Below are 15,995 nucleotides of genomic sequence, written 5' to 3'. Positions count from 1 at the left end.
CGCGTTATATTGCGCAGTTTCGCTCGCTTTGCGCCGTTTCACCCCATGATTGAACGCACCCACGCGGTCGAGTCATCAAAACTCGACGCGGTGCTCGTTGAGTCGACCTCAACCGGGATACCGTCGGCTGCCGGGTACGAACCCAAGAACTGCAGCTTGCGCACCATCCGGTGAACGCCAGCCAAGGACTCGGCAACTCGCGGCTCCTGCACGTGACCTGATATATCGATCGAGAACTTGTACAGCCCAAGCCCGTCACCAGTTGGCCGCGACTCAATGCGCGACAAGTTCACACGCCGCGCCGAAAACTGCTCTAGCAACCCCAGCAGCGAACCCGCTTTATCGGTCGCCAACGTGGCTACGATCGTGGTTTTGTCTGCCCCCGTGGGGGTAGGCAACTGCGGGTTCGGTTTCACCAGGATGAACCGGGTCACTGCGTTCTTCGCTGTCCCGATATCCTCCGCCAGAACCTCCAAGCCATACGTCTGAGCTGCCAGATCAGGGCACACCGCAGCGTGGAACGGCGCTTCACCCGCCTCCAACTGCTTAGCCGCAGCAGCGGTCGACGGCGCAGGCATGAACTGGGCATCCGGCAGGTGCGCTCCCATCCATTCGCGGGTCTGCGCCTCGGCGTGCGGGTGCGTGCCAAACGTTTGCACGTCGGCAAGCGCAGTCCCCGGACGCACCGCCAGCACGAACCGCACGGGCACCACGGTTTCAGCCACGATACGCGCATGCCCCACACGCATCAGCGCATCAAGGGTGGCAGGCACGCCACCTTCGAGCGAGTTCTCAATGGGCATGACGGCCGCGTCGTACGCGCCGCTGGCTATTCCACCGAGCGCCACGTTTGCGCTGATGACGGGCACGCGCTCAATCTGCCCGCGCTCAGAACCGCCAGCGCTGCCACCGGCCCACACATCCCCCGATTCGATCAACTGCAGCAGGGCGGCCTCGGTAAACGTTGCGGCCGGGCCCAGATAAGCAACCTTCATTAGCGGATGGTCAGCTGGCGCGACACCACACCGGACTTCGCGCGACGCTGCTCTGGAGTCAGCGACCCGGTTTCTTCCATGGCCGCGTGGAGCTTCTTCGCGAAGTCACCCAGCACCGCGTCGACGTCGTCAGGAGTCTGGTTCTCGTTCAGTTCCCACACAGGGATCACGATGCCGTGGGCGCGGAAGCACCCCAGGTATTTGCCCAGCCCACCCAGGTTGTTCTCCCCTGCTGCGTGCAGGCGCGCCAGTCCGTCCATGACGGTGTCTTCTGGTTCGGTGAACGCCCACCGCACGTAGCAGCGGCCGGCCATTTCGGTCCAGTAGCAGCCTTCCGCAGCCACGAGTTTTTCGGTGGGGCTGATGCGCTGGTTGGCCTGCTCAAGGCCCTCGCGCAGCTGCTCTTCGCTGAACGCGGAGTCTTCTGGCAGGTCCACTTCTTCTGGCAACCAGTAGTCGAACGTTTCTTTAACCGTGACTTTGAACGGCACCGAGGTGTCAAGAATGTCTTGCAGGCGCGGCCCCTCACCTGGGTTGGAGTTGGGTTCGGCGTATGCGCCCGGACCTTGTTCCTTCACTTTGAGGATCGCTGCGGCGAGGTCGCGCGATGGGTCGGGGGAACTGTGTGGGGTTTGCAGTCCGGCCATGAGCACGCCGTCTTGGCGGTTCATGGCTTGCCATGCGGCGGGCAGAAGGGTGGCGAAGGTGACGTCGTCACCACCATATTCTTCTGTCAGTTTGGCGGTTGCGGTTGCAGCTGGGACCAGTTCGCGCAGGCTCACCAGGTCGGTTTCAAACGGCAGGCCTTCGAACGGGCGTGGAACGAACGCAGCGGCCTGTTGACGCGCCAGGCGCTTGGCAATGACATCAGCTGTTGACTTCTTGGACTTTTTTCCCATGGGCCTAGTCTAAGCAAAGACCGCCAGCCCCACACATTGCGCCTACACTACGCGCCTCCAATGCACGCCAACGGGCGCGTTACTGGCCGCGGGCTTCAACAGAACTTTGGGCGATTTCTTTCAGTCCGTATTCTGCTTTCCAGCCGAGGTCTTGCCTAGCTGCGGTGACATCTGCCACCAGGCGTGCGGGGTCGCCTTGGCGACGGTCGCCAACCACCGCGTCGATGGGACGTCCCAGCGCATCAGAAAGCGCCGCGATGACTTCGCGCACGCTGGACCCGTTTCCGGTTCCTACGTTGTAGACCGATTGCGGGTTGGACCCAGCTTCGAGCGCATCGAGCGCGACCACGTGGGCTTCAGCCAGGTCTTTGACGTGGATGTAGTCGCGGATGCATGTTCCGTCGTCTGTGGGGTAGTCGTCCCCAAAGATCACGGACTGTTCCCCGTTTTCAACTTGGTTGAGAACAATGGGGATGAGGTTTTGAACGGCAGTGTCGGCGAGTTCCGGCCAGCCTGCCCCAGCCACATTGAAGTAGCGGAGTTTGATCGCCCGCAGGTCTGACACCGCGGCAACATCGTCGATCATCCATTCGCCAATGAGTTTGGTTTCACCGTATGGGTTGGACGGGTGTTGCCCCACGTTTTCTTCTGCCAGCAGGAGCCGGTCCTGCATTCCGTACACCAGTGCAGATGAGGAGAAAACCAACCTATTGACGTTATGAGCCACAAGCGCTTCGAGCAGGTTGGCCAGTCCAGCCACGTTGTTGCGGTAGTACTTGATCGGCTTTTCGACTGACTCCCCAGCCATTTTTTTAGCAGCGAAATGCACAACAGAGTCAACGTTGTAGCGCTTGATGACCTCGCCCAACTGTTCAGGTGCCGTGTGGGACGATACGTCGATCCGTTCAAGTGGCAACCCCTCGATTCGTGAGGCGATTCCGTTGGACATGTCGTCCACAACCACCACGGAGTCACCTCGTTCGTGTAGCAGTCGCACAACGTGGGATCCGATGTACCCGGCGCCACCGGTGACCATTACTGTCATGGAGTTTTCCTCTGTGAGTCGACGTATTCGCTTAGCGACTAAATTCTACTCGCGGAGCCACTGCTTGATCTCTTCGGAGTCCTTGCCCAGCCCCGGCGGGTCCATATCGTAGCTCACAGGTGTGGCTGACAGTGTGATGGGGTTGGCCACCGTCGGCGTTGTTTCCGGAGTGGCTACGGGGTTAAGACCCAGTTTTTCCGCCAAGGCCACGCCCTGCGAAATGTCGTTGATGGGCGCACACGGCACCCCGGCAGCAGTGAGCAGGTCGTACCATTCTTGCGCGGACTTGCGAGAAAGCGCGTCAATGAGGATGGGTGCTAAGTCGGTGCGGTTGCCAGTACGCCCGGCGTTGGTTGCGAAACGTTCGTCGGAAACGACCTCGGGAATATCCAAAACTCTGCACAGGGACGCGAACTGACGGTCGTTGCCAACAGCCAACAGGAGGTCCCCTTCGCCGGTAGGTAGCGGCAGGTATGGATACAGACTGGGGTGCTCATTGCCCATCCTGGTAGGCACCACTCCCCCAGTGACAAACGCCGCGGACTGGTTCGCCAAGCCGGACAGCGCGGAACTGAGCAGGTTCGTTTCAACGTGTTGGCCTTCGCCGGTTTCTTGCCGGTGGTGCAGTGCAGACACGATTCCCAACGCGGTGTGCAGGCCGGTGATGATGTCGAAAACGGCGAAACCGGCTTTCGTGGGCTCACCACCGGCGGACTCAGGAGCGCCGGTGATGCTCATGAAGCCTGAAAGTCCTTGGATGAGGAGGTCGTAGCCGGGTTGCGGGTTATTTCCGCCAAATCCGGTGATCGATGCGTACACCACGGAGGGGTTGGTTTTCGCAACCGAGTCGTAGTCGAGGCCGAACTTCTTCAGACCTCCGGCTTTGAAGTTTTCGACAACGACATCGGCACGGGCGGCGAGTTCTTGGGCAAGAGTGCAGTCGTCTTCGTCCTTGAAGTCCAGGACTACATCGTGTTTGTTGCGGTTCGCACCCAAGAAATAGGTGGCTTCACCTTCGTGGACTGGCGGGCGCCATCCGCGCGTCTCATCACCAGTGGGACCTTCAACCTTGATGACGGTCGCACCCAGGTCAGCCAGGAGCATTGTGGCGTACGGGCCGGCTAGTACGCGGGAGAAATCAGCGACGAGAACACCTGCGAGAGGCCCGGTGGGAGTGCGACCAAAAGCGGGGCGTGACGTTGACACAATCAACCTCTTCGTTCATTCGTAGTTGTGCTCGGTTACATATTGACACCCATACTCTCACTGTTCACGCACCTTCGCTTGCCCACAAGGTAAAAACCGAGGCCAATTGGTGCTATCCTCTCGTAAGTGACTCGCGAGTAACATTCTCCACACCCCTTGATTCAACAAGGTGCCTTGGCATAGAATCGAGGCGTCGGAGAGCCGTGCATGCACATGCAGTACTATGCATAAGGCTCCACCCCAACGGCTGAGCCCACAAACTCGCACGGCTCCACAACACTGTGTCGCCCGCGCGCTTGAGCGCATGAGTCACACCGCCTCGTAGAAAGAAGGTTGCCATCGACCTGCACCAGACCCGCGCGTTCCTCGCTGTGGCCGAAGAATTGCACTTCGGTCGCGCCGCTGAGCGCCTCGGGATTGCGCAACCGCCACTCAGTCGCACAATTAAGCAGCTAGAGGATCGTCTGGGCGTCCAGCTGTTTAACCGCACCACGCGTTTTGTGTCGCTCACCGCGGCAGGGTCAGCGCTGGTCGAGCCGGCCCGTGAGATTCTGCGGAGCGTCGAAAAGGCTGAGCACATGGTTCGCCTGGCGGAAGAAGGAGACATCGGCTCCGTCAACCTTGGCTTTACATTGTCTTCCGGGCACGCACACATATCTCGCCTCGTTAGAGCTATGCAGCAACAGGCATCGGGGATCAAGGTGGAACTCCACGGCAATATGTTCAGTGTGGAAGGCATCTCCAAGGTTTTGTCCGGCAAGCTGGACCTAGCACTGGTCTATACCGACTCACTGCCACCACGACTCGCTGGTCGCGTCATCAGCCTGGACCAGTACGTTGTCGCCACCCCTAAAGACCACCCGCTCACCCGGCTGGACAAGGTAACGATCGAGGATCTCAAGGACTACGAGTTCGTCATGCTGGCGACTCAAGCTGGGGATTTCGCGCGCGAGAAGTTCATACATTGGTGCAGTGAAGCCGGATTTAAGCCGCGCGTTGCACAAACGGTCCCCGACTCCATAACCATGGCGTACTGCGTCAACGCCGAAGTGGGCATTGCAGTTAACACAACTCCAACTCTGGCTGAGGTGCCGAACACTTCGCTGGTCGCCACACCCTTGGAAACCGGGCACGAACCCACCCCACTCGCCTTGGTCTACCACGAAGAAAACACGTCACCTGCACTTCGTGAAGTCTTGCGGGTTGCAGAAGAGGCACTCCCCCACGCACAGTTTGAGCTGAAGTAACAGCGGCAGTGGCGAAGGCTTCAGAAGCCTACGTAACAGCGGAAGTGGCGGGACACCTCGGCGGTCTCATGAGTTTGTGAGGTGCGAGGGGTACGCTGAGGGTGGAATCTTCACCTAGCCCAAAGGAGTGTGTCGTGCCACAGTCAACAGATACACAGGCGCTGGCCGTTGTTGCGTCGAACGCGAATGTGAGCCGCTCGGAGTCGCCCCAGTCGCGCAGGAAGTTCTACCCGCAGCGTTTCACTGGCAAGGTTGCTGTGGTGACGGGTGCGTCGCGTGGCATCGGCCTGGGGGTTGCCCAGCGGTTGGCGCGCGAAGGCGCCAAGGTGATCATCACGGGGCGTAACGCGGATACGCTGGCTGAAGCGACGTCCACGATTGGTGGCCCACTGCAAGTGGTGGGTGTGGCCGGGAAGGCCGATGACCCAGAGCACCGCGAACAGGTGTTCGCGGTTGCGCGCGATAAGTTCGGGCCGGTGGATGTTCTGGTGAACAACGTGGGGATCAACCCGGTGTACGGCCCCATGATTGAGATGGATTTGGATGCTGCACGCAAGATTTTCGAGGTGAATGCGCTGGGCGCGTTGGCGTGGGCGCAGGCGGCGTATGAGTCGGGGATGAAGGACCGAGGTGGTTCCGTCCTAAACCTGTCGTCGGTTGCGGCCGCGCGTCAACCGGTTGGGATTGGTTTCTACGGGTCGTCGAAGGCGATGGTGGAGCACATCACGCGCCAGTTGGCGATGGAGTTGGGGCCACAGGTTCGCGTGAACGCGGTTGCACCGGCTGTGGTGAAGACCAAGTTTGCGGAGAAGTTGTATGAGGGGCGTGAGGCCCAGGTGTCCGCGGATTACCCTATGAAGCGTTTGGGTGAGCCCGAGGACGTCGCCGCTGCCGCTGCTTTCCTCCTGTCCGATGAGGCGAGTTGGATCACCGGCCAGGTGCTCACGCTTGATGGTGGGCGCAGCCTGGGTGGCGAGTAGTGAATTAGTTTGACGACGCGGTGGCGCTTGGCTGAGCGCTGGGTTCTGGCTTCTTCTTCCAGACCACAGTGGTGATGGAGCTGGCTGCCACGTCAAAGTGCAGAGTGTTCCCGTTGACCTCTGCGGTGGGGGCGTCACTTGCGCCGGGAGTGGCCGGCGTGGGTTCTTCGCCTTCAGACGCGTTACCGCTATCTGGACCTGAGTACGGAAGCGCTTTCGGTAGCTTCCGTTGTGGTGTGTGGCGGGCGCGGTCTTGAGTGTTGTTTTCTTTTCCTGCGAGTTGCCCTGCCGAAACGGGAGTGAACTCTTTAGGCATCTTGATGGTTACGGGGTTTCCGCCACTTGATGCAGCGTCATTGTTGTTGATGATGACCGTGACTGTGGTGTCGCCTTTTGTGGTTGTGTAAGCACGCATGTTGTCGCCACCAGAGATTTTTGTGTCGACGAAGTCGCCGCCCACGGTGGGGCTGATGGTTTGCATGGCGAGGAAGTTGTCACGTGCCCGGAATTGGTATTGGCCATCGTTTGTGTCGGACCAGGCTTGTGGGTCCAGTCCTGCACCTGCTCCGGCTCCTGATTTGGCTTCTTTCGATGGGTCGCACACGGTGCTCATGGGTGCGCCTTTGTCGCATGAGCCCAGCATGGAGTGCATGTTGAGGCGTTCCACGCCCAGGGTTGCTGCGTGGAGTGTGTAATCGGCGGTCCATAGGGATTTGGAGAATTTCTTGGACGTGTCGTTCGTGCCCGCGCAGCTGGTGGGTCCGGTTTCTTCTACCCAAAGTGGGACTTTGGCTTTTTTGGCACGGTCAAGTCCCAGCCCGAGGAGTTTGGCGGCTGAGTCGTGGGTTTCTTTGGTTGTGAAGTTTTCGGCTTGTGGTCCGCGACCGGGGACTTTGGTTGAGGAGCAGTCGAAGAGTGCGTACCAGTGCTGAGAGATGGCGGCGATGTTGTCTTTGTGGTTTGAGTCGTCCATCGCTTGTGTGAACGCGTCCATCCATTGTGTGTCGTATGCAGCTGGCCCGATGATGGGGGCGTCTGGGTGTTTCTCTGTGATTGCGTCGACGTATGCGCGTAGTTGTTTTTTGTAGGCGTCGGTGTTCCAGTTGTCGTCGCGGATTTTCAGGTCGCCGGAGTCGACGGTGTACCCGTTCGGTTCGTTACCCACGCTGATGCCTACCAGGTGTGGGCCAAGGATGGTGATGGCGTGGTGGGCCATGTCTGCGCCGCGCTTGGGGTCGTAGTCGCCCAGTGGGATGCCGATAGTCACACGAGACTTGGTTGTATCGGCCATTTTCTTGAGGCGCTTGAGGTCGTCTGGTGTGACTTTGATTTTGCCTTTGGGCGCTTCTTCGTCTGAGGAGGTCCAGAAAAGTGAGCGGTCGAGCCTGTTGCCGCCAAACCGTAGTCCGGGTTCGCCGAGGTTCTTGAGAAGTTCGTCGAGGTTGCTGTGGTCAGGGTCCCAGCGAGGGTCGGCAAGTTCGGTGGATTCGAAGGAGATGCCGAGGTTGTCGGCGCCCATCTTTCGTTTGTTGGGTTTGTCGCTGACGGTGATGGTGGCAGGTTTGCCGTCGGCTGGCTTCGCGAACTCCTGCGAAAACTTAGGAGGAGGTGTTGGCGAGGGTGATGACGACTGCGATTCGTCGGTGACAGGTGCGTCTTCGCCCGAGCACGCCGAGAGCACAACCAGCACGCACGTCATAAGCACGGCAAGTACTGCACGGGGTTTGCTGGTGTTTCTCTTCGCTAGCATTGTGGTTGCTGACTTTTGGCTTTCACTCTGAAGAATCAGCTATTGCCTGCTCAACATACCTGCGGATATCTTCTGGCCTTGCCGCACGGTGACCAGCTCCTTGATTAGTGGTGATTACGCGCAGACGCTCGGCATTACCTGACTTCTTAAACGCCTCTACAAATGGCTTGTAGTGGCGTAGCACGTGGTATTCGTCGCCCTTGTTTTGTATGTAGTACACATCGCGCGCAAAGTCTATCGACTTAAAACTTGCAACGGCACTAGTGCGAAGCTCCCACCCTTCACCTGGAGTTGGCGTGCCGGCGGCGACGCTATAGGCTCTCTCAATCACGTCGGGAAGATAATTATCAAGATTAGTCTGCGGGCTTCCAGTTACAACGCGACTATCTGGCAAATATCTACTCGTTTGCAAAGCCGCGAAGCCACCACCAGAGGTCCCTGCTAAAATGACCCGGTTTGAATCCACACGCTTACTATGAAGTTCGATTAGGCGAGCCATCTCATGGTGTACATTTACGCGATCTGTGCCTAGATACCACGACAATCGCATTCCTGCGTGTAGGTCCAAGGTTGGGTCTGAAAACAGCAACAACGCACTGTCCTCTATCCCTTTCAACGTCCGAAGCAAGCTAAAAATCGGGAGTCTCATTTTTGTACGATCGACCGCACCGTGAAAAAAGGCAACAACATTACGTCCGGAACCGTGAACATACACCGGCAACACAAGATCACCATAATCTACCGTGTGGATGTACGAGTTCTCGGCACTGGTTGGGAGTTCGTATGCGGCGTCTACATCACTTCGGCGGGTGGTGTAAATTGGCACGTTATAGAATGGGTGGACCAAGCCACCACCCCAATTTATCATTGGTGTGCGTCGGCTCAGCCCTGCGGGAACGCCGGAATACAATTGATTAACAAAGTCGTCCATCGCAAGATCGACCAGTGCTGCACCGACACCGAAGTGTTGCGAGTAAAGTAGTCCGTACTCTTCAGTAAAACGTTTTAGCGCATCAATTCCGTCACGCCGTGCGTCGAGCGCTCCGGAAGCTTCCCACACGCGAGCTTTAACTTCGCGGACAAGCTCCATGGCGTCGTGGCGTGTTTCACGCCAGTCTCTAACCGACGCCACTCTCACGTTTGTCAGCTCGTCATTTAGATCACTAGAACTCGCATCATGAGAAGCAAGCAACCCAAACCCGTCGCGAACAGCAAGAGCCTCTCTATATGAACTTTCTCGGATGCGCGCAACGACTCCCCAATCAAGCACATCAATTGACACGTGGTGCTCGAGTGGTTTGACGACCCGGCCACCCCATGTCACGATGCTCCGGGAATCTTTGCTCTTCAGGATGGTGAGTCGTTGCGCAGATTCCGCAGATTGATCGACGGTCACATGGTCGCGGTCACTTCCAGACACATGCAAAACAAAGTTTGCGTCATCGACCCGCAGCCAGATGTTTAATAGATTCCCCTCATCTTCAATAGTGATTTCAACACTTGGTGGCACTATCCAGTGCTGTCGCAGGGTTACATCAGCACGGTCGACACTATCCTCGACCAAAAAGTACTCACCAACGTCAGACCACGAAAGACGACGAGTGTGGGTGGCGTTTGCGAACTGTGTATCTTCAAAAACATATGAGGCCGTTTGATCCGACAGGTGACGCTTTTTGAGCGTCACGCCGCCCATCGGACGCTCCGGGAGGTTTAATGTCACTGCCGAGTGCCACGCAAGCGACTTAGCGTCGTCACCAATGGGGTCAACAAGCCAATCGACACCGTCTGAGGAATATGTAATCCGCCCAAGGTCCTTGTGTTCTACGCCACGAAGACCGGCGCCGAACAGGACTGTCATCATGGTTTCCGCATTACATTCACGTTCGAACTCGCCATAACCGCTTCGGTGGGATACATAACCGTTCGTTGCAATGAAAGCACGTTGCGAGGGAGGCTCACCTTCGAGGCCAAGCGTCTGTAGGTGGCGCACTTGGGGATCATCGGAAGCGAAATTCTTGTCAATGGCGTCGCTTCCAAAATTTAAGAAATCGCCGTTTGGTTTAACGAGATATCGAGCAAACTCGCGATTCTTTGTTCGAGAGATATAGTTCGAAAGATCAAACGCATCACTCGACACGTTCTCTAACCATTTTGCGACGCGAGCTCGAGTCGTTTCCATAGCGGGTATCGAATCGGCACGGATCCAACCAGAATCATCAACCAGGTTTATCACCCAAGTGTGGATCACTTCACGAAAATGTTCAGTTGCCACATAGCCTCGTTGGTGAAGCAAAAAAATGCTTTCGACAAAGTGTTCCCAGTACGGAGACGCAGTATCGATGCGTAGCCACTTTAAAGCAGAATAAATGTGAGCATCAACTACCGCTTTAACCCAAGCGGGACCGTCATCGTGCAGACCGAGCGCAATCACACGCAATCGTTTGGCCACTACCGCGGCATACCAGACTGGGCCACCTTTTAGTTTGAAACCCCCGCGCGCAGCCCAAGATGCTAGGAGCTCCCCCCAAAGACGGCGTTCATTTGAGTTCGGGTTTTCCGAAGACACTCGCCTGAGGACGTCTAGCCACTCTAGACTGTGTAGACGCGCCAGCCGCTTGGGCCCGACCTTCTTTTCAGCTGACTCCCAATCTAAATCTGCAGGAAGTCGCGTAGCAACGTTCTGTATTCGTAAAACACCCGCTGTAAGGGCATCTGCAACTTCGCGGTCATTATGCTGAGGCTGCAAATCGTCTGGCACGTAGCCACTCATACTCAGAGTCATTTGTTTCTCCAACGGTCACTCACGCTTTCGGTGCGTCATCACGCGAGTAGTCGAAAACCGTCACTGCACGATCGATCGCGGATACTTCGACTTCGTTACCACTATGGGCGTCTTTAAACAGCGTCAAATCCTTACATGAAACACGGCTAGCCAAGAGCCATGATTGGTGACCGGCAAGGTCCCGCAACGACTCCAGACGAACTGATATTACGTCACCTTTTGACAGCCCCAAGAAGCGAAGCGCAACCGGCGCAGCAGTCCTAGCGCAGTCGTCCTCACACACAACCGTGTCATTCAACAGCACTTGCCACTTTACATATCCCAACGCGTTGGGGTTCTGGTAGCTACTGTGAACGGCAAAGGACACTCCTCCAGTACGTTCGGCGACGTAGAGTTCTGCAGTCACCATGGCATTCTTTTCCATCGCGAAATTCTCAAACGACAAAACCGGCGTGACTACGTTCGTCGTTTCTTTCATCTCGCGCGATGCGTACGACACATTCTTTAGCAGTTCTCGCCCTTTAAGAGCGACGCTCTTGCGACGCTGTTTGAAAACTGAGTCATCCTCATTCACAGGAAAGAGTTCCAATTCTGGCATGTTCCGGTCGATAAGATCATAAATCGCTAACGCTTCTTCGCGTTCATAAATCGGGAAGGAAAGTAGAAGCTCAATTATGTCCCTCATTCCTAATGGCACTATCGTTTCATAAAGGATGTCTTGCTCGTTCATGATCTCGCTGTGCCATTTACCCATGCGCAATTCCCAATATGCGAGGTCATCTGGCATGAAACCGTGCAACACGGCCCCATAACCCATCTCTTTCGCCTGCGCGACATCACTGGTGGTAGTAAGGCCCATGTATTTTTTCAGTGCCGCAAAATTGGCGTGCGATTCCTTCCAGTAGCGACGCACGATCTCAACACCATTGCCTCGCAGATGAATCCAATCGGGTTCTTCGAACAGGTTACGCATGCGCGCAAGTAGCTTGCGCCCATGACTCTTAAACGAATTAGTCTCTGCGAGCTCTATAAGTCGCGGATCGTTCTGGGTTTTGTCCGTTAAATCAACAAACCAATGTTCCTTGGAGGCGATGTATGGCAACATCTCAGTAACTCGGCTGTAATCCATATGCATCGAACGGGCGTATGCAGACCCTCCCGGTCGTGGATTTCCGTATGTAATTGTTGAAATGTCATGACGGTTGTCTCTAAGCATCGCCAGCACAAAGCGACTATCTAAACCTGCAGTAATGGATAGAACTACATTGTCCCAGCGCTCAAACAAAGCACGGTGCGCGTTGCGCCATAACTCTTCAATTCGTGCAAGTTTTTCGTCCGATGACCAGTCCAGGTAGCGATTTGTTGTCCGTGGGAAATAGCGCTCAGCTTTAAACGTGTTGAGGTTCAGACGAAAGTTAGGCAGTAACTGCCATACTCGATCAAAGATCGTGTAATCCAACCGATAGCGCGTTTCTTTCGCAGCATGTATCGCCTCACGCTTAGCCTTCTGGGCTACCAAACGTGCGTGCGACCCAACTAGCCCTGCATCACGGTCGAAGTAAACACTCCGTAAACCTAACGCGTCGTGGTAGAGCCACGTTTCACCTTCCCTCCTCGCAATCACCATGTAGCGACCGAGCAACGTACCTAGCGATCGTTCGAATTTTTCATAACTAATCGCTAGACTCTCAGCAAGTTTTGACGCGACATCGTTGTTGGAAACACCTGCACCGTCAAAAAACTGCCCGCGGATGAGTATCATCACGTCAGCGCCGGCAGTCGCACGGCTTGTCGGCGTGAAGTCATCGCACCAAAGAGTCCATCCATCCCACAAAGGGGTTTCTACGAAGTGCGCAACTGACGACACGTCACCACGGGTCAACATGAACCCCTTTGAGTACGCAATGTCCCTGAAATCGTTCATCGTTTGCCTTCTATTGGGAATTGGTTCATAACGGCCTCCTCAAAACGCGCCACTTAGCGGATACAGTACTGCAGTTTCGGTATGAACACGGACACCTTGCCGAGCACCGATACAAAAACAGCACTAGATCAACAACATAGGACGCTACTGAACCGCACAAATCGTCGGTTGTTACCGTCTCCCGCGCGACCCGCGAACCCTTTTTTGCTTGAGTCTCACGTTTCTTGTAGGAGGTCGTCCAGCTCCGGGTGATTGCCGTAAAAGCCAACCAGCTGGCGAATCGTCGATTTACACTCGTCACGCTCATCCATCGCGACATTCCGCAGTTTATCGACGTACCATCCTTTGACGAATGGCATGAGCCTTACCGAGTTATAGGAGTCCAAGAGGCCAACTTCACTTAGCCATGTGGCACGGTCCTGCTCCAGAGCAATGTACTTCTTGTAGAACTTTGGCCCAACTTGATTGACCGTGGAGTTGGAAACTGCCGCATAATACGTGTGGATTGGCGTTTCTGTAACCGCAATTCTCTCTGCGTAGAACAACATTTGTTGGAAAAAGTACGAGTCTTGCCCAACCGCACCAACCGGTTGCACCAGGTTCAGCGACTTTAGCCACTCCGCGTCAGCAACGAGAGCTTGAATGGACATTGGCTGGAACTTGATCTTAGTAAGAATACCCTCGGGAACATCGGCACCGTCATATGCTCTTGAACCGAGCGCTTTTCGAAGAATTCCTGAGTTATTGATGATAAGACGACGGTGCTTGAGCTTCACCATATTTCCAATAGCAAAGTTCACGCCTGTCTCTTCAATCATTTTAAGCAATTCTGCGAAGCCATCGGAAATGGCTTCATTGTCTGGATCCAAATACGTAATAAACTTTGTGTCGCAAAGTTCCAGTCCCGTATTTCGTGGCCGTGAAGCGCTACCTGAACCACCGATTTCGTGATAGAACGCTTCGACATTCGGATAGCCTGCTACTAACCCCTGAACGATCTGCCGGGTCTCAAAGTCTGTTGAACCGTCATCGACCAAGAGAACTTTCATCTTGTTAAAGATGCTGGAGCGACGCAAAGAGTCAAAGCACTTGTAATACAAATGGCGACCATTGTTGTAAATGGGCACAACCACTGTGAGATCGTACTCACTTACTGCAATCTTCGGCTGCACAGAACGATCACGAGAAGCAACAAGCTGATTCGCAGGGACCGTTAGGACACCGGGATCGTTTGTGGACACCCCGTGAACTTCAGCGTATTCGCCCGCTTTAACACGGCGCTCCCCTTCAGGCACCATCTCGAAGGTACCTTCATATTTGTCCTCAGTCACAACCGTTTTAGCAGATGAGTACTTAAACCCATTGACCAAGTCATCGACGAAATGAGGGTCATGTTCTTTACTCGCGTCAACATGAAGCGTCACATAACGACCGTCAGCTTCGTGAGATGTCATCTCAGCGCTTTGTTTCAACGTCAGTCGGGTCTTCTGTTCAGCAACAAAGTTGGCGTACTCATCACTATTCAAACCTGCTACGAACACCTGGGGCTCATTTACTGGCACGTCAAAACCGCAGAATTCGAGCATTGCACGAACACGGTCGAAATTCGTGTTGTCAGTAAACGCGTTTCGCACTCCATCAACCTGTGCTTTGCGTATGTCTTCAAGCGATAGGCTCTCTAACCACTGAACCATGTCAATTTCACGGTCAGGCATAAACACATTTGGAAATTGCGTGTTAACACCAGCGCTATAGTTTGAGACGATGCAAGTCCCCATAGCCTGTAACTCGATCACACGATTCGCAAACATCGTCTGGCTGGCATGCACCGAGTTCAGGTTTATTGAAACAGGCAGAAGCCGCTGAATAGACAAAAGCTCAGCGTGTGCAAGCGGACCGTGCAAGTGTTCGAGATACTTCTCCGGATACAGGTACTTCTCGGCGCCTATTTCCAAGTTTCGGTCCACAATCCACAGCGGATATCCGGCCTTGAGAATTCCATCGAAAATCAACTCACCGGCTCGCCGTCGAGCTTGATATTTCTTCCGATGCCACGAACCGCCAAAGACAAATTCCGTCAAGTCACTTCGCATTGACCCCAAAGGGTTGTGATGAGCGAAATTAACGCTGAACGGTAAAGCCGTCACAGGCGTAGCATCATTTGTCAGTTTTTGGTACTTATGAACTACCTCAATCGCAGATGTGAAGATGAAGTCAACTGATTTAGCGAGACCAGCAAAGACATCAAAATTGGGGGGATCTTCTTTCGAGTAGAAAGCGACAGGGACACCGTTCTGCTTCGCTAACGGAACAATCTTCTGGGTAACTAACCATCGCTTTCCGCTCGACGCAATTGAAAGCCCAAACCACTCATGGTCCAAACCTCTCCAAGCAGACGTCACTAGCAACAAGTCAAGCTCAGGAATTGCCTCTTCGTAGTTTTCCGGTGTGATCGGAATGAAATGCGCCGCACCCTCGAAACTCTTGAAAAGAAATGTGTCAGCGATAATCCCAATCCGAAACTCCAGTGGTTCGAACCACGACTGCTTCGAAACGTTAGGAAGCGAATCAGCCGTCGCAATTAACTCTCGTATGCGATCTTCGTTCGACGTGCGAAAGTACTCGTACCGTTCAAGGTATTCATCAGCCGATTCGACTGGGAACAGAAACGGGTGCTTCCCCAGCAACGCGTTCTCGTAGTATACGCTTTCCTGCACACTCTTGGAATACGCGTTAACGACGGAACGTCGTGCCTTCACATCAGCGATCCGCTGATTCAGGTCTTTCGTTCTTGCTTCTACGGTCTTAGCGTCAAAAGCCATCAGCTATTTCCTCTTTTTAAACTTCTCTTTGATCTGCGTTCGAAGCTTCCAATATTTAACTTGGGCCGAAGCAAGCTTTGAACTGGCAAGATTGTTATACCGTTTTTGCAAGTTTGCATTCGTACGCTTGAGACGCTCGATTTGCTGTTCTCTGCGCAGCAAGGACTTCATCAACAGCTTTTCACGCTCGAGCTGGCTGACATACGACGACGCTAACGAGTCGTGCTCTTTCGCCAAATGTGCAATAACTTTACGAGAGTTTTCAAGACACACCTGCAACTGCTCGTCGCTTGCATGAGTCTCTGATGTTTGAGTTCCTGGGGTCACAGCAAAGTTCTCCATACT

General features: G+C 54.9%; 11 protein-coding genes. 2 read left to right on the top strand and 9 right to left on the bottom strand.

What is annotated here, in order from left to right:
* Positions 1–38: 38 nt before the first annotated feature.
* The 4 genes from pheA to MHX53_RS00380 form a co-directional block, all read right to left on the bottom strand.
* On the bottom strand, positions 39–995 hold the full coding sequence (gene pheA / locus MHX53_RS00395) for a prephenate dehydratase (RefSeq protein WP_239270856.1): 957 nt from the start codon (positions 993–995) through the stop codon (positions 39–41).
* Positions 995–1,894, bottom strand: coding sequence for a DUF5926 family protein (locus tag MHX53_RS00390; protein ID WP_204515054.1), 900 nt, complete (start codon positions 1,892–1,894; stop codon positions 995–997). The genes pheA and MHX53_RS00390 overlap by 1 nt, the downstream gene beginning before the upstream one ends.
* 79 nt (positions 1,895–1,973) lie before the next feature.
* Complete coding sequence (galE, locus tag MHX53_RS00385; RefSeq protein WP_239270855.1) at positions 1,974–2,939, bottom strand: UDP-glucose 4-epimerase GalE; 966 nt, start codon at positions 2,937–2,939, stop codon at positions 1,974–1,976.
* 45 nt (positions 2,940–2,984) lie between these two features.
* A complete protein-coding gene (locus MHX53_RS00380; protein ID WP_239270854.1) occupies positions 2,985–4,145 on the bottom strand; it encodes a CoA transferase in 1,161 nt (386 codons plus the stop codon).
* Between the two features lie 338 nt (positions 4,146–4,483).
* Between MHX53_RS00380 and MHX53_RS00375 the strand changes: the two genes are divergently transcribed.
* Together MHX53_RS00375 and MHX53_RS00370 are read left to right on the top strand one after the other, a co-directional pair.
* The gene (locus tag MHX53_RS00375) at positions 4,484–5,392 is read left to right on the top strand and encodes a LysR family transcriptional regulator (RefSeq protein ID WP_343212344.1); all 909 of its coding nucleotides are present in this window, start codon (positions 4,484–4,486) and stop codon (positions 5,390–5,392) included.
* 134 nt (positions 5,393–5,526) lie between these two features.
* Positions 5,527–6,372, top strand: a complete 846-nt coding sequence (locus tag MHX53_RS00370; RefSeq protein WP_239270852.1) for an SDR family oxidoreductase — start codon at positions 5,527–5,529, stop codon at positions 6,370–6,372.
* Between the two features lie 4 nt (positions 6,373–6,376).
* Here MHX53_RS00370 and MHX53_RS00365 read toward each other — a convergent pair whose 3' ends face one another.
* The 5 genes from MHX53_RS00365 to MHX53_RS00345 form a co-directional block, all read right to left on the bottom strand.
* On the bottom strand, positions 6,377–8,071 hold the full coding sequence (locus MHX53_RS00365; RefSeq protein ID WP_239271117.1) for a hypothetical protein: 1,695 nt from the start codon (positions 8,069–8,071) through the stop codon (positions 6,377–6,379).
* A 73-nt stretch (positions 8,072–8,144) separates the two neighbouring features.
* A complete protein-coding gene (locus MHX53_RS00360) occupies positions 8,145–10,571 on the bottom strand; it encodes a hypothetical protein (protein WP_239270851.1) in 2,427 nt (808 codons plus the stop codon).
* Between the two features lie 352 nt (positions 10,572–10,923).
* Complete coding sequence (locus tag MHX53_RS00355; RefSeq protein WP_239270850.1) at positions 10,924–12,828, bottom strand: hypothetical protein; 1,905 nt, start codon at positions 12,826–12,828, stop codon at positions 10,924–10,926.
* A 215-nt stretch (positions 12,829–13,043) separates the two neighbouring features.
* On the bottom strand, positions 13,044–15,650 hold the full coding sequence (locus tag MHX53_RS00350) for a glycosyltransferase (RefSeq protein ID WP_239270849.1): 2,607 nt from the start codon (positions 15,648–15,650) through the stop codon (positions 13,044–13,046).
* A 3-nt stretch (positions 15,651–15,653) separates the two neighbouring features.
* The gene (locus MHX53_RS00345; protein WP_239270848.1) at positions 15,654–15,992 is read right to left on the bottom strand and encodes a hypothetical protein; all 339 of its coding nucleotides are present in this window, start codon (positions 15,990–15,992) and stop codon (positions 15,654–15,656) included.
* Positions 15,993–15,995 lie beyond the last annotated feature (3 nt).

It is taken from the genome of Brevibacterium sp. ACRRH, assembly GCF_022346365.1.
GTDB lineage: Bacteria > Actinomycetota > Actinomycetes > Actinomycetales > Brevibacteriaceae > Brevibacterium > Brevibacterium paucivorans.
This window is presented reverse-complemented; position numbering and strand designations above follow the sequence as displayed.